This window comes from Sphingomonas parva (ex Maeng et al. 2020), from assembly GCF_004564275.1.
Lineage (GTDB): Bacteria > Pseudomonadota > Alphaproteobacteria > Sphingomonadales > Sphingomonadaceae > Allosphingosinicella > Allosphingosinicella parva.
This window is the reverse complement of the sequence record NZ_SPDV01000012.1, coordinates 49,489-72,361: the sequence shown is the minus strand read 5'-3', so window position 1 is coordinate 72,361 and position 22,873 is coordinate 49,489. Positions and strand designations below refer to the sequence as shown.

Genomic DNA, 22,873 nt, shown 5'->3' with positions numbered 1-22,873 from the left:
GAGATGAAAGGACTGGGAGTCGCATGGCTCGTAAGAAAATCGCCCTGATCGGTTCCGGCATGATCGGTGGAACCCTCGCCCACCTCGCCGCGATCCGCGAGATGGGGGACATCATCCTCGTCGACGTCGCCGAAGGCATTCCGCAGGGCAAGGCGCTCGATCTCGCCCAGGCCGGCCCGGTCGAGGGCTTCGACGCGCGCCTCACCGGCACCAACGATTATGCCGACATCGCCGGCGCCGACGTCTGCATCGTCACCGCCGGCGTCGCCCGCAAGCCCGGCATGAGCCGCGACGACCTGCTCGGCATCAACCTCAAGGTGATGAAGGCGGTCGGCGAGGGCATCAAGACCCACGCGCCCGACGCCTTCGTGATCTGCGTCACCAATCCGCTCGACGCGATGGTCTGGGCGCTGCGCGAATTCTCCGGCCTCCCGCACAACCGGGTCGTCGGCATGGCCGGCGTGCTCGATTCCGCCCGCTTCCGCCACTTCCTCGCCGAGGAGTTCAACGTCTCGGTCGAGGACGTCACCGCCTTCGTGCTCGGCGGCCATGGCGATACGATGGTGCCGATCGTCGAATATTCGACGGTGGCCGGCATCCCGATCCCGGACCTCATCAAGATGGGCTGGTCGACCCAGGAGAAGATCGACGCGATCGTCCAGCGCACCCGCTCGGGCGGCGGCGAGATCGTCGCCCTGCTGAAGACCGGCTCGGCTTATTACGCCCCGGCGACCAGCGCGCTCGAGATGGCGGAGAGCTATCTCAAGGACAAGAAGCGCGTGCTTCCGTCCGCCGCCTATCTGACCGGCCAGTACGGCGTCGACGGCCTTTATGTCGGCGTGCCGGTGGTGATCGGCGCCGGCGGCGTCGAACGGATCGTCGAGATCGGGCTGGACGACCAGGCGAAGCAGAACTTCCAGGTCTCGGTCGACGCCGTGAAGGAGCTGCTGGTCGCCTGCAAGGGCATCGATCCCTCGCTGGAGGGCTGAGGCGCACGTGCGCGCCTTCGCCGCCATCTTCCAAGATCCCGCTCCCTGAGCGCCGGAGAAATCTGAATGTCCATTCTCGTCAATTCGAACACCAAGGTCATCACCCAGGGCTTCACCGGCAAGCAGGGGACCTTCCACACCGAGCAGGCGATCGCCTACGGCACCAAGGTCGTCGGCGGCACCTCGCCCGGCAAGGGCGGCTCGACCCATCTCGGCCTTCCCGTGTTCGACACGGTGCTCGAGGCGCGCGAGGCGACCGGCGCCGACGCTTCGGTGATCTACGTGCCGCCGGCCGGCGCGGCCGATGCCATCCTCGAGGCGATCGACGCCGAGGTGTCTCTGATCGTCGCGATTACCGAGGGCATTCCGGTGCTCGACATGGTCCGGGTCAAGCGCGCCCTCGCCGGCTCCAGCTCGCGGCTGATCGGCCCGAACTGCCCCGGCGTCCTCACCCCGGGCGAGTGCAAGATCGGCATCATGCCGGGCAACATCTTCAAGAAGGGCTCGGTCGGCGTGGTCAGCCGCTCCGGCACCCTCACCTACGAGGCGGTGTTCCAGACCTCGAACGAAGGCCTCGGCCAGACCACGGCCGTCGGCATCGGCGGCGATCCGGTGAACGGCACCAACTTCATCGACGTGCTCGAGCTGTTCCTCGCCGACGAGGCGACCCAGTCGATCATCATGATCGGCGAGATCGGCGGCTCGGCCGAGGAGGAAGCCGCCCAGTTCCTCAAGGACGAGGCGAAGCGCGGCCGCTCCAAGCCCACCGTCGGCTTCATCGCCGGCCGCACCGCGCCTCCGGGCCGCCGCATGGGCCATGCCGGCGCGATCGTTTCGGGCGGCAAGGGCGGCGCCGAGGACAAGATCGCGGCCATGGAGGAGGCTGGAATTCGCGTCTCGCCGAGCCCATCTGAGCTCGGAAAGACCCTCGTCCAGCTTCTTGGCGTCTAAAGAGGGAAAGAGCGGGGAAACCGGACGTTTCCCCGGGACACATCTGAGAAGGCGGTAATCGTGGATATTTTCGGCGGCGGCGAACGGGAACAAGGCCCCAGCTGGGCGCGCGACAACTGGCCCGTGACCGATCTCGATCCGGTCAACGCCGGGCTCGATCCCACCTTGATGGCGATCGAGAAGGTCGCGGCCAAGGCGAAGACGGCCGCGGCCGCCTCCGGAAAATCCGATGCCGAGGTCGAGCAGGCGGCCCGCGATTCGATCCAGGCGATGACGCTGATCCGCACCTATCGGGTGCGCGGGCACCTCGCCGCCGATCTCGATCCGCTCGGTCTCGCCCAACGCGAGCTGACCCCGGAGCTCACCCCCGAATATCACGGCTTCACCGGCGCCGCACTCGATCGCAAGGTCTATCTCGGCGGCGTGCTCGGCCTCGAATGGGCGAGCGTCCGCGAGCTCGTCGAGGTGCTGAAGGCCAATTATTGCGGCAAGGTCGGCCTCGAGTACATGCACATCAACGATGTGGAGGAGCGCAAATTCCTCCAGGATCGGATGGAAGGCCGCGACGCCGAGATTCGCTTCACCACCGAGGGCAAGCAGGCGATCCTCGCCAAGGTGATCGAGGGCGAGCAGTGGGAGCGCTTCCTCGCCCGCAAATATGTCGGCACCAAGCGCTTCGGCCTCGACGGCGGCGAATCGATGATCCCCGCGCTCGAGGCGGTGATCAAGTACGGCGGCGTGCTCGGCGTCCAGGAGATCGTGATCGGCATGGCCCATCGCGGCCGCCTCAACGTGCTCTCCAACGTGATGGGCAAGCCCTATCGCGCGATCTTCAGCGAGTTCGCCGGCGGCGCCTCGAACCCGGCCGACGTCGGCGGCTCGGGCGACGTCAAATACCATCTCGGCACCTCGTCGGACCGCGAGTTCGACGACGTCAAGGTCCACCTCTCGCTGCTGCCCAATCCGAGCCATCTCGAGGCGGTCAATCCGGTCGTGCTCGGCAAGGCCCGCGCCAGCCAGGTCGCGCGCGGCGATGACGAGGGCAGCCAGGTGCTCCCGGTCCTGCTCCACGGCGACGCCGCCTTCGCCGGCCAGGGCATCGTCGCCGAGATCCTCGGCTTCTCCGGCCTGCCGGGCTACGGCACCGGCGGCACCGTCCACTTCATCATCAACAACCAGGTCGGCTTCACGACCTCGCCGCAATTCGCGCGCTCGTCGCCTTACCCGTCCGACGTCGCCAAGATGGTCCAGGCGCCGATCCTTCACGTCAACGGCGACGATCCGGAGGCGGTGACCTTCGCCTGCAAGCTGGCCATCGAGTTCCGCCAGACGTTCAAGCGCGACATCGTCATCGACATGTGGTGCTACCGCCGCTTCGGCCACAACGAGGGCGACGAGCCGAGCTTCACCCAGCCGCAGATGTACGCGAAGATCCGCAGCCATCCGCCGGTCTCGGAGCTGTACGGCGCGCGCCTCGTCTCCGAAGGCGTGATCGACGCCGGCTGGGTCGACGGCCGGGTCGCGGAATTCACCGCGGTGCTGGAGAACGAGTTCGAGGCCGCCAAGACCTATCTCCCGAACAAGGCGGACTGGTTCGAGGGCCGCTGGACCGGCCTCGGCCGTCCGGAAGGTCCGGTCACCGCGCGGCGCAATGCCGAGACGGCGATCGACGCGGACGTCGCCCGCGAGGTCGGCAAGATCCTCACCACCGTCCCGGAGGGACTCATCGTCCACAAGACGCTGCAGCGGGTGATCGACGCCCGCCGCCAGATGTTCGAGACCGGCGAAGGGTTCGACTGGGCAACCGGCGAGGCGCTCGCCTTCGGTGCGCTGGTCCACGAAGGCTATCAGGTCCGCCTCTCCGGCCAGGACAGTGGTCGCGGCACCTTCAGCCACCGCCACTCGGTCTGGGTCGATCAGAACGACGGCCACAAATACATTCCGCTGACCAGGGTCGGCAGCGGCCGCTTCGAGGTGCGCGACAGCCCGCTGTCCGAATTCGGCGTGCTCGGCTTCGAATATGGCTATGCTCTGTCCGATCCGCAGACCTTGGTGCTGTGGGAAGGCCAGTTCGGCGATTTCGCCAACGGCGCGCAGGTGATCATCGATCAGTTCATCGCCAGCGGCGAGGCGAAGTGGCTGCGCGCCAACGGCCTCGTCATGCTGCTGCCGCACGGCTACGAGGGCCAGGGACCGGAGCACAGCTCCGCGCGTCCCGAGCGCTATCTGCAGCTCTGCGCCGAGGACAATATGCAGGTGGCGAACGTCACCACGCCGGCCAATTACTTCCACATGCTGCGCCGGCAGATGCACCGCGACTTCCGCAAGCCGCTGATCGTGATGACTCCGAAGTCGCTGCTCCGCCACAAGCTGGCGGTCTCGACGCTCGCCGATTTCACCGGCGACAGCCACTTCCGGCGGATCCTCTCGGATCTCAACGCGCCGCGCGACGAGGACGTGAAGCGTCTCGTCCTGTGCACCGGCAAGGTCGCCTACGAGCTGATGGAGGCGCGCGACAATGCGGGCGATCGCAACACGTCGATCGTGCGCATCGAGCAGCTCTATCCGTTTCCGTCGGAGCCTCTGGTCAAGCGCCTGAAGCGGATGACCAGTCTCGAGGACGTGGTCTGGGCCCAGGAAGAGCCGAAGAACAACGGCTATTGGACCTTCGTCGAGCCCTATCTCGAGCAATGCCTCGTCGATGCCGGCGTCAGGCCGCAGCGCCCCGCCTATGCCGGCCGCGCCGCCTCCGCCTCGCCGGCCACGGGCCTCGCCAAGCGCCATGCCGCCGAGCAGGCGGCGCTGATCGCCGATGCGCTGGGTCATTCCAGCGACCCCGTGTCGCAGCGCAAAGCCGGATAAAAAGGGAGTAGAATGGCCACCGAAGTTACCGTTCCGACGCTCGGCGAATCGATCACCGAGGCGACCCTTGGCCAGTGGCTCAAGAAGCCGGGCGAGGCGGTGAAGGCCGACGAGCCGATCGCCAGTCTGGAGACCGACAAGGTCGCGGTCGAGGTCCCCTCCCCGGTCGCCGGCGTGATGGGCGAGCAGCTCGTCGCCGAGGGCGACACCGTTGCCGTCGGCGCGGTCATCGCCCGCGTCGAGAGCGGCTCCGGCGCCGCGGCGGCGCCCGCCGCTGCCGCTGCCGCGCCTGCCGCTCCGAGCGTGTCCGAGCCGCCCGCGTCCACCCCGGTGAACCCCGCCGGCGCGGGCGAGAATATCGAGCTTCGCGACGAGGATGCGGCCGCCGGCCCGCTCACCCTGTCTCCCTCGGTGCGCCGCCTGGTGCTCGAGTTCGGCCTCGATCCGTCGAAGATCAAGGGCAGCGGCAAGGACGGCCGGCTGACCAAGGACGACGTGCTGGCCGCGGCCAAGAACGCGCCGGCGGCTTCGGCGCCGGCCGCCCAGTCGGCCGCGCCCGCTCCCTCCTCGCAGTCCGCCGCGCCGGCAGCGAGCGCGGGCGGCGGCGTCGAGCGGCGCGAGGAGCGGGTGCGGATGACCCGCCTGCGCCAGACGGTCGCGCGCCGTCTCAAGGAAGCGCAGAACACGGCCGCGATGCTGACCACCTTCAACGACGTCGACATGACGGCGGTGATGGAGGCGCGCTCGCGCTACAAGGACCTGTTCGAGAAGAAGCATTCGATCCGCTTGGGCTTCATGGGCTTCTTCGTGAAGGCGGCGGCGCTCGCCGCCCGCGACGTGCCGGCGGTCAATGCCTCGATCGAGGGCGACGAGATCGTCTACCGCGACTATCTCGACGTCTCGGTGGCCGTGTCCGCGCCGAACGGCCTGGTCGTGCCGGTGATCCGCAACGCTCATGCCATGGGCTTTGCCGAGATCGAGAAGACGATCGCCGATTTCGGCAAGCGCGCCAAGGAAGGCACGCTGACCATGGCGGACATGACCGGCGGCACCTTCACCATCTCCAACGGCGGCGTGTTCGGCTCGTTGCTCTCGACCCCGATCATCAACCCGCCGCAGTCGGCGGTGCTCGGCATGCACCGGATCGAGGAGCGGCCGGTGGTGCGCAACGGCCAGATCGTCGCCCGGCCGATGATGTACCTGGCGCTGAGCTACGACCACCGCCTGATCGACGGCCGCGAGGCGGTCACCTTCCTCGTCCGCATGAAGGAAGCGCTTGAGGATCCGACGCGCCTCCTCATCGACCTCTGAGCAACACACACCATATATCCGGGTAACCGGACGCGGCGAGGTCGGACGGAGTGCCGGCCTCGCATCGCGACAGAAGGAAGCGAGACATGGCAGAGACCAATTTCGACGTGATCGTGATCGGGGCGGGACCGGGCGGCTATGTCGCGGCGATCCGCGCGGCCCAGCTCGGGCTGAAGACCGCCTGCGTCGAAAGCCGCGAGACGCTCGGCGGTACCTGCCTCAACGTCGGCTGCATTCCCTCCAAGGCGCTTCTCCACGCCTCCGAACTGTTCGAGGAAGCGAGCCACGGCACGCTCGCCAAATGGGGCGTGAAGACCAGCGGCGTGGAGATCGATCTCGACGCCATGCACGCCGAGAAGGCGAAGGCGGTGAAGGAGCTGACCGGAGGCATTGCCTTCCTGTTCAAGAAGAACAAGATCGAGTGGCTGAAGGGGCAGGCGTCCTTCACCGGCGCCAACAGCATCCAAGTCGCCGGCACTGCTTACACGGCGAAGAACATCGTCATCGCCACCGGCTCTTCGGTGACGCCGCTGCCCGGCGTGACGATCGACAATGAGGTCGTGATCGATTCGACCGGCGCGCTCGCGCTGCCGAAGGTGCCGAACCACCTCGTCGTGATCGGCGGCGGCGTGATCGGCCTCGAGCTCGGCTCGGTCTGGCGGCGCCTCGGCGCCAAGGTCACCGTCGTCGAATATCTCGACGAGATCCTGCCCGGCATGGACGGCGAGGTCCGCAAGGAAGCGCGCAAGATCTTCAAGAAGCAGGGCTTCGAGATCCGCACCTCGACCAAGGTCAGCGGCGTCGAGCGCCGCGGCGCCGGCGCCGTCGTGACGGTGGAGCCCGCCGCCGGCGGCGCTGCCGAGACGATCGAGGCGGACGCCGTCCTCGTCTCGATCGGCCGCCGGCCGAACACCGACGGGCTGGCGCTCGAGAAGGCCGGGCTTGCGGTCAACAAGCGCGGCCAGATCGAGGTCGATCATGATTTCGCCACCAATGTGCCGGGCATCTGGGCGATCGGCGACGTGACGCCGGGCCCGATGCTCGCCCACAAGGCCGAGGACGAGGGCGTCGCCGTCGCGGAGAACATCGCCGGCCAGACCGGGATCGTGAACCACGAGGTGATCCCCGCGGTGGTCTACACCCATCCGGAGATCGCCTCGGTCGGCAAGACCGAGGACGAGCTGAAGGACGCCGGCATCGACTACAAGGTCGGCAAGTTCCCGATGATGGCGAACAGCCGCGCCAAGACCAACCGCGACATGGACGGCTTCGTCAAGGTGATCGCCGACGCCCGCACCGACCGCGTGCTCGGCGTCCACATCATCGCCTCGGTCGCCGGCACGATGATCGCCCAGGCCGCCCAGGCGATGGAGTTCGGCGCCACGTCCGAGGACATCGCCTACACCTGCCACGCCCACCCGACCCATTCCGAGGCGGTCAAGGAAGCGGCGATGGCGGTCCAGGGCCTGCCGATCCACATCTGAGCCAGCCTTCCAATCCTCCCCGCTTGCGGGGAGGATCTCTCACGCTTCCCCTGCCCCGCCCCACGCCCTAGAAACGGCGCGAATTGGGGGGCGCCGCATGAAGCTTCGTCAGCAACTTCGCCGCTGGCACATCTGGCTCGGCTGGATCGTGGCCCTGCCCTTTCTTGCCTGGACGGTGAGCGGCCTGGTCATGGTCGCGAAGCCGATCGAGGAGGTGCGCGGCGAGGATCTGATCGCCGAGGCGCCGCCTTTGCCGCTTGGACTCGTTCCGGTGCCACCGGCGATCGGCCCGCGGCCGGTCGCCTCGCTGAAGCTGGAGGCCCGCGCCGACGGCCCGCGCTGGATCGTCCGCTACCAGGACGGGGAAAGCCGCCGCGCCGATCCCCGCGACGGCCGGCTGCTGCCGCCGCTCGGTGCCGCCGAGGCGGCGCGCGAGCTCGCCGCTCGCTATGCCGGCAAGGGCTCGATCCGCGCGATCGACCGCATCTCGCGCGATGCACCGCCGATCGACCTGCGCCGGCCGATCGACGCCTGGCGGGTGACGATGACCGACGGTACCCGCTTCTACCTCGACGCGGCGACCGGCGAGATCGTCGCGCGCCGGACGCGCTGGTGGCGCGTCTACGATTGGATGTGGGGCCTCCACATCATGGATCTCGAGACTCGCGAAGACACCCACAATCCGCTCGTCATCGGCTTCGGCATCCTCGGCCTCGCGACCACGCTCATGGCGCTGGTGATGTTGCCGCTGACCATCCGCCGCCGCCGCGGCGCGGAAGGGCCGAGCGAGCGTGTCTAAGCGGCGGTGGACATGCTAAGCGGCCGGAATGCCGCCGCTCCCCATTCGCGTCGATCTCGATCCTTTGCTCGTCTATCTCGACTGGGCGGGCCTCGCCGTCTTCGCTTTGTCCGGGGCGCTGGTCGCCGCGGCGCACCGCCAGACCCTGGTGACCTTCTTCTTCTTCGCCGTTTCCACCGGCGTCGGCGGCGGCACGGTGCGTGATCTGCTGATCGGCGCGCCGGTCTTCTGGGTTCATCAGAATGCCGTGATGCTGATCTGCCTCGCCGCCGCCCTGCTCGTCTGGTTCCTCCCCGCACGGGTCTGGCACGGCCGGGCCCTGCTCTGGCTCGATGCCGCGGGACTTGCCGCCTATGCCACCTACGGGGCCGCCAAGGGCCTTGCCTACGGCGTCGCGCCGATCCCCGCGATAGGCATGGGCGTGCTCACCGGCTGCGTCGGCGGCATATTGCGGGACGTCCTCGCGGGGCAGCCCTCGATCCTGATGCGCCCCGAGCTCTACGTCACGGCGGCGGCGCTCTCCGCAGCTCTCTCGGTTCTTCTCGTCCAGCTCGGCGTCAATGCGATGATCGCCGCTCTGCTCGCGACCGCGGCCGGCTTCGCATTGCGCGGCGCGGCGATCGCGTTCAGCCTGTCGCTGCCGGCCTATCGCCGCTGACCGGGCGCGGCTCGCGCGGGGGATCGGTCGGCGCCGCCAGCATCCTCTGCCACAGGCCGACGTCGATCCACCGGCCGAGCTTCCACCCCACCTGGCGGTAGACGCCGGCCGGCGCGAAGCCGAAGCGCTCGTGCAGCTTCACGCTGGACGGATTGGGAAGGCTGATCGCGGCGATCGCCTGGGTGAAGCCCTGCGCCTCGAGCGTCCCGATCAGCGGTCGGTAGAGCGCGCTGCCGATCCCGCGCCGTTCCACGCCCTGGCGCACGTAGACGCTGGTCTCGACCGCGAAGCGGTAGGCGGTGCGCGTCCGGAACGCTGCGGCGGAGGCGTAGCCGGCAATCTCTCCCGCCTCCTCCGCGACCAGCCAGGGATAGAGGTCCCCGCCGCTCTCGATCCGCGGGGCCATCTCGGCCGCGTTCGGCGCGACCTCCTCGAACGTCACGATCGAGCCATCGACATAAGGCGCATAGATGCGCGCGATCGCGGCGGCGTCCCTGGCGGTCGCCGCCCGGATCCTCACACGCCGATCATCCGCAGCAGCATCGCGGCGAGGCCGTCCTTGCGCGGCCGGGCGATCGCTTCCGATCCCGGGCAGGCGAGGCAGCGCGCCTGGACCGAGGCGCCGGTGACCAGAAGCTCGGCGTCCGCGGCGGCACGCGCCATCATCTGCCGCTGGATCAGCCCCATCCTGCCGAACGCGTCGGGCGAGGCCTGCTCCTCCTCCTCGCCGCTGGCGAGCGCCATCAGCAGGGTATCGGCGAAGCTGGGACCCGGCTCGAGCCAGACGGGCCGCGCATCGTCGCCGTCCACCTTGGCGAGCCGCGCCGCCTCGGCGATCGCGTCGTCGAGCCCCCCAAAGGCGTCGACGAGGCCGAGCTGACGCGCGGTGCCGCCGTCCCAGACGCGGCCCTGGGCGATCTGGTCGACGCGCGCGACCGGCATTTTCCTCTTCTCGGAGACGAGCGTCAGGAAGCGCCGGTAGGTGCTCTCGACGCCCATCTGGAGCAGCTGGTCGGCCTCGGGCGAGGGGCCGCGCAGCAGGTCGGGCTCGCCCGACAGCGGCGTCGTCTTCACCCCGTCGGCGCCGACGCCGAGCTTGGTCAGCGCACCCTCGAAGCTGGGCAGGATGCCGAACACCCCGATCGAGCCGGTGATCGTCGAAGGCTCCGCATAGATCTTGTCGCCGGCCATCGAGACCCAATAGCCGCCCGAGGCGGCGAGGCTGCCCATCGACACCACCACCGGCAGGCCCTTCGCCTTGGCGGCGAGCACCGCCTGGCGGATCCGCTCCGAAGCGAGGGCCGAGCCGCCCGGGGAATCGACCCTGAGCACGAGCGCCTTCAGATCGTTGTCGCGCAGGCCGCGCTCGATCGCGCGGACGATCGTCTCGGCGCCGGCGGTGCCGAGCTGCGCATCGCCGTCGACGATCTCTCCGGCGACGGTGACGATCCCGATCGACCCCGCCTCGTCGCTCACCGGGTAGCTGGACGTCCAGGCATCGAAGGCGATGTCGCGGAAGCTGCCGGGGACGTCCGCATATTCGGTGCCGGTGATCTCCGCCACGCGTCGGTCGAACGCCTCGCGGTCGCCGACCTTGTCGACCAGGCCGGCGGCGAGCGCCGCCTTGGCCATGTCGCCGCCCGCCGCCTGGATCTGGGCCGCGGCCTGGCCGGCGTAAGCGGCGATCTGCGCCTTGGGCCGGGCCTGACGCACGTTCTGCTGCCAGCTCTCCCACATCGCGCCGTAGAGCGCCTGCATGTTCTCGCGCGATTCCGGAGACATCTCGGTGCGCGTGAACGGCTCGACCGCCGCCTTGTAGGTCCCGACCCGATAGACGTTGGCGGTGACGCCGAGGCGGTCGAGCAGACCCTTGTAATAAAGATTGCTGCCACCCGGCCCGGTGACGAGGACGCCACCCATCGGGTTCAGCCACACCTCGCTCGCGTGGGCGGCCAGCATGTAGCTGTCGTCGTCATAGGCCGTCGCGTAGGCGAGCACCGGCTTTCCGGTGCGTTTTACCGCGTCCAGCGCCTCGGCGACCTGGGCGAGCGTCGCCTGGCCGCCGCCCGAGAAGATGTCGAGATCGAGGACCACGGCCTGGATGCGGGCGTCCCCGGCCGCTTTCTCGAGGCCGTGAACGATGTCGCGAAGCCGGTATTCCTTGGCCACCCCGCCGCTCAGCACGTCGGTCGCACTCGCCTGCGCGGGCTGCTCGACGATCGGCCCCGAGAGGTCGAGCACCAGCGCCCCCTTCTCTCCCGAGCCGATGGTCGGACGCGCCGACATCGCCGCGAACAGCATGGCAAAGAACAGGATCATGAGCAGCAGGACGAGCCCGTCCTTGATCCCGACGAGCAGTCTCCACACTTTTCCGGCGAACTTCATTGGGCGTTTCCCAGGCGAGAGCGTTTCGGCCAACGGCTAGCCGAGCCGCCCTCCCCTGTAAATCGCGCCGCCCGATCGCTGTCTGCGAAGCTGCCGATTTTCCGCCGCACAGCCGCTTGACGGCGGATGAACAGCGACTACATCGGCGCCGCTGGCACTCACCGGGGGTGAGTGCTAACAAGGTTCAACCAGGCGACTGCCGCACCTCATCAGGGGGGAGAGCAGCCGCATAGCAAAGAAGAGGTGACGTGCATGACTTTTCGTCCGCTCCATGATCGGGTGCTCGTGCGCCGCGTCGAGGCCGAGGAGAAGACGGCCGGCGGCATCATCATTCCGGACACCGCCAAGGAGAAGCCGCAGGAAGGCGAAGTGATCTCCGTCGGCTCCGGCAGCAAGGCCGAGGACGGCACCGTGACCCCGCTCGACGTCAAGGCCGGCGATCGCATCCTGTTCGGCAAGTGGTCGGGCACCGAGGTCCGTCTGAACGGCGAGGACCTGCTGATCATGAAGGAATCCGACATCCTCGGGATCGTCGGCTGAGCCTCAAGACCCTGCACATCAGACCATAGAAAAAGAGGAAGACAGACATGGCAGCGAAAGACGTACGCTTTTCGCGCGACGCCCGTGAGCGGATCCTCCGCGGCGTCGACACCCTCGCCGACGCGGTGAAGGTGACCCTCGGCCCCAAGGGCCGCAACGTCGTGATCGACAAGAGCTTCGGCGCGCCGCGCATCACCAAGGACGGCGTCACCGTCGCCAAGGAGATCGAGCTCAAGGACAAGTTCGAGAACATGGGCGCGCAGATGCTGCGCGAGGTCGCCTCGAAGACCAACGATCTGGCCGGTGACGGCACCACCACCGCGACCGTTCTCGCCCAGGCGATCGTTCGCGAGGGCATGAAGTCGGTCGCCGCCGGCATGAACCCGATGGACCTGAAGCGCGGCATCGATCTCGCCGTCGCCAAGGTCGTCGAGGACATCAAGGGCCGCTCGAAGGCCGTCGCCGGCTCGAACGAGATCGCCCAGGTCGGCATCATCTCCGCCAATGGCGACACCGTCGTCGGCGAGAAGATCGCCGAGGCGATGGAGCGCGTCGGCAAGGAAGGCGTGATCACGGTCGAGGAAGCCAAGGGCCTCGAGTTCGAGCTCGATGTGGTCGAGGGCATGCAGTTCGACCGCGGCTACCTCAGCCCCTATTTCATCACCAACCCGGAGAAGATGCAGGTCGAGCTCAACGACCCGTACATCCTGATCCACGAGAAGAAGCTCTCCAACCTGCAGGCGATGCTTCCGATCCTCGAGGCGGTGGTGCAGTCGGGCCGTCCGCTCCTGATCATCGCCGAGGACATCGAGGGCGAGGCGCTCGCCACCCTCGTCGTCAACAAGCTGCGCGGCGGCCTCAAGGTCGCGGCCGTCAAGGCGCCGGGCTTCGGTGATCGCCGCAAGGCGATGCTCGAGGACATCGCGATCCTGACCAACGGCGAGATGATCAGCGAGGATCTCGGCATCAAGCTCGAGAGCGTCACGGTGAACATGCTCGGCCAGGCCAAGCGCGTCACCATCGACAAGGACAACACCACGATCGTCGACGGCGCCGGTTCGCGCGACCGTATCGAGGCACGCGTCGGTGCGATCCGCCAGCAGATCGAGAACACCACCAGCGACTATGATCGCGAGAAGCTCCAGGAGCGCCTCGCCAAGCTCGCCGGCGGCGTTGCCGTGATCAAGGTCGGCGGCTCGTCCGAGGTCGAGGTCAAGGAGCGCAAGGATCGCGTCGACGACGCGCTGCACGCGACCCGCGCGGCCGTCGAAGAGGGCATCGTTCCCGGCGGCGGCACCGCATTGCTCTACGCCACCAAGGCGCTCGAGGGCATGAAGGGTCAGAATGACGACCAGACCCGCGGCATCGACATCGTCCGCAAGGCGATCACCGCGCCGGTCCGTCAGATCGCCGAGAACGCGGGCAATGACGGCGCCGTCGTCGCCGGCAAGCTTCTCGACGGCAACGACGAGACGCTCGGCTTCAATGCCCAGACCGAGACCTACGAGAACCTGGTCCAGGCCGGCGTGATCGACCCGACCAAGGTCGTCCGCACTGCCCTCCAGGATGCGGCCTCGGTCGCCGGTCTCCTGATCACCACCGAAGCGGCGGTGTCGGAGCTTCCGGAAGACAAGCCGGCGGCCCCGATGGGCGGCGGCATGGGCGGCATGGGCGGCATGGACTTCTAAGGCGCAAGACGGCCTCCGCCGGCTCGGCCGGCGGAGGACTCGTCTTGGCCCGGCCGGCCGGGCGGCGGCACAAGCCGCCGAACCGGTCCGACGCCGGCGCGAGCTTGGCCCGCGCAGTCCAGTGCAAACGAAAGAGGGGCCGGAGCGGCAGCGCTCCGGCCCCTTCTTCGTGCCCGGCGGCGAACGCCTTATTGCGCGGTTGTCGCCTCGGGCGGCAGCGGGTTCGCCGCCGCATTGCCCGGCGCCTCATCGGAGACATTCGCACCTTCCGGCACGGCCGCCGGCACATCCCCGTTGCCGAGCGGGGCATTCTCGACGGCCAGGCTGTCGGCGCTCGTGTCGAGCATCTCCGCGGCATTGTTCAGCTCTTCGCTCTCCTCGGCAGTCGGGGCGCTGGAATCGCCGCCGCCGCAGCCGGTCAGCAGGAGTGCGGCCGCCGCAAGTCCGGTTCCGATGATCGTGCGCATGGTGGCTCCTTCCTCTTTCCAGCGTGTTTGCCGCATGCGCGCGCAAATAAAAAGGGCCGCGCACCAGGCGGTGCGCGACCCTCTTCGCTTCCAGGTCCGTCAGGACTTAGTGAGCGGCGTTGCTCGCGGCGTTGGCAACGTCCTCGGCAGCGTTCTCGATGCCGTTGCCGGCGTTCTCGAGAGCATTGCCGGCCGCGTCGAGCGCGTTGTTGGTGGCGTCGACGGCGCCGGCCTCGTTGGCCGAGACGTTGACGTCGGTGCCGGCCTCGGTCTCGGTGACGTTGAGGTCGGTGGTGTTGTTGGTCGTCTCGGTGTTCGAGCCCGAGCAAGCGGCGACGCCAAGGGCCGCGACGGCGGCCAGGGTGAGACCAATTTTCTTCATGAAATTTCCCCTCCAATTGGAGCTGCTGATGATCCGCTGGGCGAGGTGCCGTGGCTTGCGCCCAACCGGCTCTCCAGCGTCGCGTTGTGTACAAAAGCAGGAACAGTATGTCTACCGGTTTGGTAAGCAATTGCGCTGAACCGTTTTTTACGCGTCTGTAACCATGAAACCGCGCTGCGCGGAATGATCGCTCGCGATCCGCGCGCAGGTCCTTGACCGGCATATAAAGATATCTTTATATCCTTATCTATGCTCCTCCCATCCGAGATATTCCGCACCCTCGCCGATCCCACGCGGCTGCGCATCCTGACGCTGCTGCGGGCCATGGAGCTCTCGGTCGGCGAGCTCGCCCAGGTCCTGGGGCAGAGCCAGCCGCGTGTTTCGCGCCACGTGAAGATCCTGATCGACGGCGGGCTCGTCGAGCGGCGCAAGGAGGGAAGCTGGGTCTTCCTCAGCCTCGGCGCGGAGGAGCGCGTCGGTCCGCTCTTCGACCTGCTCGATCGTTGGGCCGGGATCGACCCCGACGAAGGGTGGGCACGCGCCGACGCCGCCCGTCTCGCCGCGGTGCAGGCCGATCGCGCCGCCGCCGCCGAGCGCTATTTCGCCGCCCATGCCAAGGATTGGGACGAGATCCGCTCGCTCCACATCGCCGAGAGCGAGGTCGAGGCCGCGATCGCCCGTGCCCTCGCCGAGCGGCCGATCGGGCGGCTCGTCGATATCGGCACCGGCACGGGCCGGATGATCGCTCTGTTCGGGCCCGCGGCGAGCCAGGCGCTCGGCGTCGATCGCTCGCCGGAAATGCTGCGGCTCGCGCGGGTCAAGCTCGCCGAGGCGGGGCTTCCCGCCGCCGAGCTTCGCCAGGGCGACATGTACGCGCTGCCGCTGGCCGAGAGCTCGGCCGATACCGTGATCCTCCACCAGGTGCTCCATTTCGCGCAGCAGCCGGAGACCGCGGTCGCCGAGGCGGCGCGGCTGCTCGCGCCGGGCGGACGACTTCTCGTCGTCGATTTCGCCGCGCACGAGCGCGAGGAGCTGCGCACCCGCGACGCCCACGCCCGTCTCGGTTTCTCCGACGAGGCGATGCTCCGCTATCTGCAGAACGCCGGCCTCGACGCCCGCGTCATCGAGCATCTCGAAGGCGGTGAGCTCACCGTCACCATCTGGGCCGGCGAACGGCCCGAAGCCAAATTGAAGGTCGTCGCATGAGCAGTCTCGCCCCCGGCATCGCCAGCTGGCGCAAGCCCCTGTTCGAGGACGTCGCCGGCGATATCGCCGTTTCGTTCGAATTCTTCCCGCCCAAGACCGAGAAGATGGAGCAGACGCTCTGGGAGTCGGTGAAGACGCTGGAGCCGCTGGCGCCGCGCTTCGTCTCCGTCACCTACGGCGCCGGCGGCTCGACCCGCGAGCGTACCCACAACACCGTCGCCCGGATCGCGCAGGAGACGAGCCTGGCGCCCGCTGCGCATCTCACCTGCGTCGAGGCGAGCCGGGGCGAGATCGACGAGGTCGCCCGCGCCTATTGGGACGCCGGGGTCCGCCACATCGTCGCCCTGCGGGGCGATCCGCCCGAGCTCGGCCGCCCGTTCGCGCCGCACCCGCAAGGCTATGCCAGCGCCGCCGCGCTGGTCGAGGGGCTGAAGCGCATCGCGCCGTTCGAGATCTCGGTCGCGGCCTATCCGGAGGTCCATCCGGAGGCGGTCAGCAAGCAGTCGGACCTCGACAATTTGAAGCGCAAGATCGACGCCGGCGCCGATCGCGCCATCACCCAGTTCTTCTTTTCGCCCGAAAGCTACTTCCGCTTTCGCGACGAGGCGGCGGCGGCAGGAATTGGCGCCGAGATCGTGCCTGGCATCCTGCCGGTGTCCAACGTCGCCCAGACCCGCAAGTTCGCGGCCGCCTGCGGCGCCGGCATCCCGCCCTGGATGGACCGGCTGTTCGAAGGCCTCGACAATCTCCCGGCCGCGCGCCAGCTGATTGCCGCGACAGTCGCGGCGGAGCTCTGCGGTCAGCTCTACGCGGGCGGCGTCCGCAATTTCCATTTCTACACCCTCAACCGGGCCGAGCTCGCTTACGCGATCTGCCATCTTCTTGGCCTCCGCCCGAAAGCAGACCAGCAGGAGCAGGCGGCATGAGCGCGCGCGACAGATTCACCCGGGCCGCGGCGGAGCGCATCCTGCTCACCGACGGCGCCTTCGGTACCGAGATCCAGAACCGCAAGCTGACCGAGGCCGATTATCGAGGCGATCTCGGCCTGGCGCGCGACCAGAAGGGCAATAACGACATCCTCGCCCTCACCCGGCCGGACATCGTCGATGCGATCACCCGCGCCTATCTCGCCGCCGGCTCCGACATCGTCTCGACCAACACGTTCAGCGCCAACCGGATCAGCCAGGCCGATTACGGCGCGGAGCACCTCGTCCAGGACATCAACCGCGCCTCGGCCCGGCTCGCCCGCACGGCCGCCGATGCCGCCGAAGCCGCCGATGGCCGACCGCGCTTCGTCGCCGGCGCGATCGGCCCGACCAACAAGACCCTGTCCCTGTCCCCGAACGTCAACGATCCCGGCTATCGCGAGATCGATTTCGACGGGCTGAAGGAGGTCTATCTCGAGCAGACCGAGGCGCTGCTCGAAGGCGGTGCGGACTTCATCCTGATCGAGACGATCTTCGATACGCTGAACGCCAAGGCCGGGATCGTCGCGGCGATCGAGGCGAGCGAGCGGCTCGGCCGCGACGTGCCGCTGATGATCTCGATGACGATCACCGATCTTTCCGGCCGCAACCTCTCGGGGCACACGGTGGAGGCCTTCTGGTACGCCGTCCGGCACGCCCGGCCGCTCACCATCGGGCTCAACTGCTCGTTCGGCGCCCAGCAGTTGCGGCCGCACGTCCAGGCCCTCGCCCAGGTCGCGGACGCGCTGATCATGGCTTATCCCAACGCGGGCCTGCCGAACGAGCTCGGCGCCTATGACGAGCTGCCGGAGCAGACCGCCGCCTTCGTGCGCAGCTGGGCCGAGCAGGGGCTGGTCAACGTCCTCGGCGGCTGCTGCGGCTCCACCCCGGCGCATATCGCCGCGATCGCCAAAGCCGTGGCCGGCGCCGCGCCACGCCGGATCCCCACGATCGGCAACGTCACCCGCCTCGCCGGCCTCGAGCCGATGACCATCGCCGCCTGATCGCCCCTCTCCCCTTCAGGGGAGAGGCCGGGAGAGGGGGAGTCTTCCCTCGCACGAACATCCGAGATTGCCCATTTCATGACCGCCACCGCCCTCACCACCGACACCGCCGCCGACACCGCCTCCTCCAGCTTCGTCAACGTGGGCGAGCGCACCAACGTCACCGGCTCGGCCCGCTTCAAGAAGCTGGTCATGGCCGGCGACTATGCCGCCGCGGTCGAGGTCGCTCGCCAGCAGGTGGAGAACGGCGCCCAGGTCATCGACATCAACATGGACGAAGGCTTGCTCGACGCTGAGGCGGCGATGACGACCTTCCTCAAGCTGATCGCGGCCGAGCCCGACATCGCCCGCGTTCCGTTCATGATCGACAGCTCGAAATGGAGCGTCATCGAGGCGGGGCTGAAGTGCGTCTCCGGCAAGCCGATCGTCAACTCGATCAGCCTCAAGGAAGGCGAGGAGGAGTTCCTCCGCCTCGCCCGCAAGGTTCGCGCCTACGGCGCCGCCGTGGTGATCATGGCGTTCGATGAGACCGGCCAGGCCGACACCAAGGCCCGCAAGGTCGAGATCTGCGGTCGGGCCTACGATCTCCTCGTCCGCGAGGGCTTCCCGCCCGAGGACATCATCTTCGATCCGAACATCTTCGCGATCGCCACCGGGATCGACGAGCACCGCCGCTACGCGCTCGACTTCATCGAGGCCTGCCGCGAGATCAAGGCGCGCTGTCCGCATGCCCACATCTCCGGCGGTCTCTCGAACCTGAGCTTCTCGTTCCGCGGCAACGAGCCGGTGCGCCGCGCGATGCACTCGATCTTCCTCTACCACGCGATCCCGGCCGGGCTCGACATGGCGATCGTCAACGCCGGCCAGCTCGACGTCTACGATTCGATCGATCCGGAGCTGCGCGAGGCCTGCGAAGACGTGATCCTCGACCGCAGGGACGATGCGACCGAGCGGCTGGTGACGCTCGCCGAGAAATATCTCGGCTCCGATCCCGCCAAGGAGAAGGAAGCGGCCGAATGGCGCGGTTGGCCGGTCGAAAAGCGGCTCGAGCACGCGCTGGTCAAGGGCATCGACGCGTTCGTCGTCGAGGACACCGAGGAAGCGCGACAGCGGGCCGATCGTCCGATCCACGTCATCGAAGGGCCGCTGATGGACGGCATGAACGTCGTCGGCGACCTGTTCGGCTCGGGCAAGATGTTCCTGCCGCAGGTGGTGAAGTCCGCCCGGGTGATGAAGAAGGCGGTCGCCCACCTCATCCCGTTCATCGAGGAGGAGAAGGAGAAGAACGGCGCCACCCAGGGCAAGGGCAAGGTCGTGATGGCGACCGTGAAAGGCGACGTTCACGACATCGGCAAGAACATCGTCGGCGTCGTCCTGCAATGCAACGGCTTCGAGGTGATCGATCTCGGCGTGATGGTGCCGTGGCAGGAGATTCTCAAGGCGGCGAACGAGAACCAGGCCGACATGATCGGCCTCTCCGGCCTGATCACGCCGTCGCTGGACGAGATGGTGACGGTGGCGACCGAAATGCAGCGCGAGGGCATGACCCTGCCGCTGCTGATCGGCGGCGCCACCACCAGCAAGGTCCATACCGCGCTGAAGATCGATCCTGCCTACGAAGGGCCGGTGCTGCACGTCCTCGACGCCAGCCGGGCGGTGGGCGTCGCGTCGTCCCTCGTCTCGGAGACGCAATGCGAGCCGCTCGTCGCGCGAACGGCGGAGGACTATCGGCAGGTGCGCGAGACTCGCGCCGGCCGCGGCCACAGCGAGCTTTCGCCGCTCGCCGAGGCGCGCGCCAACGCCTTCGCTTTCGATCCGGACGGGAAGCCGCCGGCGCCGCAGCGTCCCGGTATCCAGCATTTCAACGACTGGCCGATCCGCGACCTGCGCGCCTCGATCGACTGGACGCCCTTCTTCCGCGCCTGGGAGCTGGCCGGCACCTATCCGGCGATCCTCGAGGATCCGATCGTCGGCGAGAGCGCGACCTCGCTGTTCAAGGACGCCCAGGCGATGCTCGACCGGATCATCGCCGAGCACTGGCTGGTCGCCCGCGGCACCGTCGGCCTGTGGCGCTGCCGCCGCGACGGCGACGACGTCCACGTCCTCGCCAGCAACGAGGAGACTCGCATTCCCTTCCTCCGCCAGCAGGTGAAGAAGCGCGAGGGCCGCGCCAACATGTGCCTCGCCGACTTCATCGATCCCGCCGGCGAGGACTGGATCGGCGGCTTCGCCGTCGGCATCCACGGCCTCGAGCCGCACCTCGAGCGCTTCAAGGCCGAGAATGACGATTATTCGGACATTCTCCTCAAGGCGCTGTCCGACCGGCTCGCGGAGAGCTTCGCCGAGGTGCTCCACGCCCATGTCCGCACCAGCGTCTGGGGCTATGCCGACGAGCATTTCACCAATGCCGACCTGATCCGGGAAACCTATCAGGGCATCCGCCCCGCGCCCGGCTATCCGGCCTGCCCGGATCACAGCCTGAAGCCGGTGCTGTTCGAGATGCTCGGCGGCGAACCGGCCGGCGTGACGCTGACCGAGAGCTTCGCGATGTGGCCGACGTCCGCCGTGTCGGGATTCTATTTCGGCCACCGCGACAGCCAGTATTTCGGCGTCGCGCGGATCGGCCGTGACCAGCTCGAGGATTATGCGGCGCGGCGCGCGGTGAGCGTCGAGGAAGCCGAGCGCTGGCTCCGCCCGAACCTGGATTGATCCTCCCCGCTCGCGGGGAGGGGGACCACGCCGCGCAGCGGCGTGGTGGAGGGGGTCCCGAGACCCACCCACGCGCGCATGGCCGGGCACATCCTCCCCATTGAGGGGAGGTGGCGCGCGAAGCGCGACGGAGGGGTGTCAGCGCGGTCAATTGCGCACAGCGTGCTGACGGACGCTGACGCCCCTCCACCAGCCTCCGCCTTCGGCTACGGCTGGTCCCCCTCCCCTTGTAGGGGAGGCAAACAGAAGGCCGCCGCAGCACCCGCTGCGACGGCCTTTGTGATTCAGCGCGTGGCGCGCCTCAGTACACGCGCGCCTTGGGCTTGATGTACTCGATCTCGTCGGTGAGCGTGTATTCGTGCACCGGGCGATAATCGATCGTCACCTTGCCCTGATCGAACCACGTCACCGTGTGCTTCAGCCAGTTGACGTCGTCGCGGTTCGGATAATCCTCGTGCATGTGCGCGCCGCGGCTCTCCTTGCGGTTGGCGGCGCTGTGCATCGTCACCACCGCCTGGCCGATCAGATTGTCGAGCTCCATCGTCTCGATCAGATCGGTGTTCCAGACCAGGCTGCGGTCGGTGACGTCGATATCCGCCATCTGCTTGTAGATCTCGTCGATCCGCGTCTTGCCTTCCTCGAGCGTCGCCTCGGTGCGGAACACCGCGCAATCGGCCTGCATCGTGCGCTGCATGCGGTTGCGGATCGTCGCGGTCGGGCTGCCGCCCTTGGCGAAGCGGAAGCGGTCGAGACGCGAGAGCGCGAACTCTTCCGAGCCCTTCGGCGCCGGCGGGAGCGCGCTGCCCGGCTTGACGATGTCGCCGAGCCGGTGGCCGGTGGCGCGGCCGAACACGACCAGATCGATCAGGCTGTTCGAGCCGAGGCGGTTGGCGCCGTGGACCGAGACGCACGCCGCCTCGCCCACCGCGAACAGGCCGGGGACGACGCTGTCCGGATTGCCGTCCTTCAGCGTCACCACCTCGCCGTGATAATTGGTCGGGATGCCGCCCATGTTGTAATGGACGGTCGGGACCACCGGCAGCGGCTGGCGGGTCAGGTCGACGCCGGCGAAGATCTTGCCGGTCTCGGTGATGCCCGGCAGACGCTCGGCCAGGATCTTGGCGTCAATATGGTCGAGGTGAAGGTAGATATGGTCCTTCTCCTTTCCGACGCCGCGGCCCTCGCGGATCTCCATTGCCATCGAGCGCGAGACGACGTCGCGGCTGGCGAGATCCTTGGCGCTCGGCGCGTAGCGCTCCATGAAGCGCTCGCCCTCGGAGTTGGTCAGGTAGCCGCCCTCGCCGCGCGCGCCTTCGGTGATCAGCACGCCGGCGCCGTAGATGCCTGTCGGGTGGAACTGGACGAACTCCATGTCCTGCAGCGGGAGGCCGGCGCGCAGCACCATCGCATTGCCGTCGCCGGTGCAGGTGTGGGCCGAGGTCGCCGAGAAATAGGCGCGGCCGTAGCCGCCGGTGGCGAGCACCACGGCATGGCTGCGGAAGCGGTGGATCGTGCCGTCCTCCATGCACAGGGCGATCACACCCCGGCATTCGCCATTCTCCATGATCAGGTCGATGGCGAAATATTCGATGAAGAAATCGGCGTCGTACTTCAGGCTCTGCTGGTAGAGCGCGTGGAGCATGGCGTGGCCGGTGCGGTCGGCGGCGGCGCAGGTGCGCTGCGCGGGCGGGCCGGCGCCCATGTTCTGCATCATGCCGCCGAACGCGCGCTGGTAGATGCGGCCTTCCTGGGTGCGGCTGAACGGCACGCCGAAATGCTCGAGCTCGTAGACCGCGGCCGGCGCCTCGCGGCAGAGATATTCGATCGCGTCCTGGTCGCCGAGCCAGTCGGAGCCCTTGACCGTGTCGTACATGTGCCAGGTCCAATGGTCCGGGCCCATGTTGCCGAGCGAGGCGGCGATGCCGCCCTGCGCCGCGACGGTATGGCTTCGGGTCGGGAAGACCTTGGTGATGCAGGCGGTCTTCAGGCCCTTTTCGGCGGCGCCCATCGTCGCGCGGAGGCCGGAGCCGCCGGCGCCGACGACGACGACGTCATAGGCATGGTCGATGATCTTGTAGGCCTCAGCCATTGGAAGCGTCCCCGCCGAAGGCGATCTTGAGCACAGAGAAGAAGGCGAGCGCGGCGCCCGCGATCGTGAAGAAGTTGAGCAGCACGATCGAGAAGAGCTTCATGCCCTCCTCGTGGACATAGTCCTCGATCACCACCTGCATGCCGAGCTTCAGATGCCAGAAGGTGGTGACGATCAGCAGCAGCATCGGCACGGCGGCGATCGGATCGCGCAGCCAGGCGGTGACGGTGCCGTAGTCGAGCGAGGGCAGCCGCAGGATCGAGGCGATCAGCCATACGAACAGCACGAACGCCGCGATCGAGGTCAGCCGCTCCAGCCACCAGTGATGCGCGCCCGAGCGGGCCGAGCCGAGGCCGCGGACGCGGCTGAGAGGGGTTTCCATCC

General features: G+C 68.1%; 19 protein-coding genes. 13 read left to right on the top strand and 6 right to left on the bottom strand.

The window, feature by feature from the left end; translation table 11 throughout:
* Positions 1–23: 23 nt before the first annotated feature.
* From mdh to E2493_RS07990, 7 genes are all read left to right on the top strand, one after another.
* Positions 24–989: a malate dehydrogenase gene (gene mdh / locus E2493_RS08020; protein WP_135085515.1), complete on the top strand. Its 966-nt coding sequence runs from the start codon at positions 24–26 to the stop codon at positions 987–989.
* 66 nt (positions 990–1,055) lie between these two features.
* Positions 1,056–1,940 (top strand): succinate--CoA ligase subunit alpha, encoded by an 885-nt coding sequence (sucD, locus tag E2493_RS08015; protein ID WP_135085513.1) that lies wholly within the window; start codon positions 1,056–1,058, stop codon positions 1,938–1,940.
* Between the two features lie 60 nt (positions 1,941–2,000).
* Entirely contained in the window at positions 2,001–4,802 is a 2,802-nt protein-coding gene (locus E2493_RS08010) for a 2-oxoglutarate dehydrogenase E1 component (protein WP_225421224.1), read from the top strand.
* 12 nt (positions 4,803–4,814) lie between these two features.
* Positions 4,815–6,113: a 2-oxoglutarate dehydrogenase complex dihydrolipoyllysine-residue succinyltransferase gene (odhB, locus tag E2493_RS08005; protein ID WP_135085511.1), complete on the top strand. Its 1,299-nt coding sequence runs from the start codon at positions 4,815–4,817 to the stop codon at positions 6,111–6,113.
* Positions 6,114–6,199: 86 nt separating this feature from the next.
* Entirely contained in the window at positions 6,200–7,597 is a 1,398-nt protein-coding gene (lpdA, locus tag E2493_RS08000; protein WP_135085509.1) for a dihydrolipoyl dehydrogenase, read from the top strand.
* Positions 7,598–7,694: 97 nt separating this feature from the next.
* The gene (locus E2493_RS07995; RefSeq protein WP_135085508.1) at positions 7,695–8,396 is read left to right on the top strand and encodes a PepSY domain-containing protein; all 702 of its coding nucleotides are present in this window, start codon (positions 7,695–7,697) and stop codon (positions 8,394–8,396) included.
* Between the two features lie 28 nt (positions 8,397–8,424).
* Entirely contained in the window at positions 8,425–9,054 is a 630-nt protein-coding gene (locus E2493_RS07990) for a trimeric intracellular cation channel family protein (RefSeq protein WP_135085506.1), read from the top strand.
* Here E2493_RS07990 and E2493_RS07985 read toward each other — a convergent pair.
* Positions 9,023–9,574 carry a GNAT family N-acetyltransferase gene (locus tag E2493_RS07985; protein WP_191992979.1) on the bottom strand — a complete coding sequence of 184 codons (552 nt, stop codon included), beginning with the start codon at positions 9,572–9,574 and terminating at the stop codon, positions 9,023–9,025. The genes E2493_RS07990 and E2493_RS07985 overlap by 32 nt on opposite strands.
* Positions 9,571–11,439 carry a signal peptide peptidase SppA gene (sppA, locus tag E2493_RS07980; protein WP_135085504.1) on the bottom strand — a complete coding sequence of 623 codons (1,869 nt, stop codon included), beginning with the start codon at positions 11,437–11,439 and terminating at the stop codon, positions 9,571–9,573. Before sppA ends, E2493_RS07985 begins: the two co-directional genes overlap by 4 nt.
* Before the next feature lie 252 nt (positions 11,440–11,691).
* Between sppA and groES the strand changes: the two genes are divergently transcribed.
* Positions 11,692–11,979 (top strand): co-chaperone GroES, encoded by a 288-nt coding sequence (gene groES, locus E2493_RS07975; protein WP_135085502.1) that lies wholly within the window; start codon positions 11,692–11,694, stop codon positions 11,977–11,979.
* A 47-nt stretch (positions 11,980–12,026) separates the two neighbouring features.
* The gene (gene groL, locus E2493_RS07970; protein ID WP_135085500.1) at positions 12,027–13,667 is read left to right on the top strand and encodes a chaperonin GroEL; all 1,641 of its coding nucleotides are present in this window, start codon (positions 12,027–12,029) and stop codon (positions 13,665–13,667) included.
* 188 nt (positions 13,668–13,855) lie between these two features.
* Here groL and E2493_RS07965 read toward each other — a convergent pair whose 3' ends face one another.
* Positions 13,856–14,134, bottom strand: a complete 279-nt coding sequence (locus tag E2493_RS07965) for a hypothetical protein (RefSeq protein WP_135085498.1) — start codon at positions 14,132–14,134, stop codon at positions 13,856–13,858.
* Positions 14,135–14,240: 106 nt separating this feature from the next.
* Entirely contained in the window at positions 14,241–14,516 is a 276-nt protein-coding gene (locus tag E2493_RS07960) for a hypothetical protein (protein ID WP_135085496.1), read from the bottom strand.
* Between the two features lie 249 nt (positions 14,517–14,765).
* Here E2493_RS07960 and E2493_RS07955 point away from each other — a divergent pair, with 249 nt between their 5' ends.
* From E2493_RS07955 to metH, 4 genes are all read left to right on the top strand, one after another.
* Entirely contained in the window at positions 14,766–15,722 is a 957-nt protein-coding gene (locus tag E2493_RS07955; protein ID WP_135085494.1) for an ArsR/SmtB family transcription factor, read from the top strand.
* Positions 15,719–16,648, top strand: a complete 930-nt coding sequence (metF, locus tag E2493_RS07950; RefSeq protein WP_135085492.1) for a methylenetetrahydrofolate reductase — start codon at positions 15,719–15,721, stop codon at positions 16,646–16,648. Before E2493_RS07955 ends, metF begins: the two co-directional genes overlap by 4 nt.
* Positions 16,645–17,691, top strand: a complete 1,047-nt coding sequence (locus E2493_RS07945; RefSeq protein ID WP_135085490.1) for a homocysteine S-methyltransferase family protein — start codon at positions 16,645–16,647, stop codon at positions 17,689–17,691. The genes metF and E2493_RS07945 overlap by 4 nt, the downstream gene beginning before the upstream one ends.
* Before the next feature lie 78 nt (positions 17,692–17,769).
* The gene (gene metH / locus E2493_RS07940; protein WP_135085488.1) at positions 17,770–20,400 is read left to right on the top strand and encodes a methionine synthase; all 2,631 of its coding nucleotides are present in this window, start codon (positions 17,770–17,772) and stop codon (positions 20,398–20,400) included.
* A gap of 301 nt (positions 20,401–20,701) precedes the next feature.
* Here the strand turns inward: metH and sdhA are convergent, their stop codons facing one another.
* Both sdhA and sdhD read right to left on the bottom strand, forming a co-directional pair.
* A complete protein-coding gene (sdhA, locus tag E2493_RS07935; RefSeq protein WP_135085486.1) occupies positions 20,702–22,489 on the bottom strand; it encodes a succinate dehydrogenase flavoprotein subunit in 1,788 nt (595 codons plus the stop codon).
* Positions 22,482–22,871: a succinate dehydrogenase, hydrophobic membrane anchor protein gene (sdhD, locus tag E2493_RS07930; protein ID WP_404828302.1), complete on the bottom strand. Its 390-nt coding sequence runs from the start codon at positions 22,869–22,871 to the stop codon at positions 22,482–22,484. Before sdhD ends, sdhA begins: the two co-directional genes overlap by 8 nt.
* Positions 22,872–22,873: the final 2 nt, after the last annotated feature.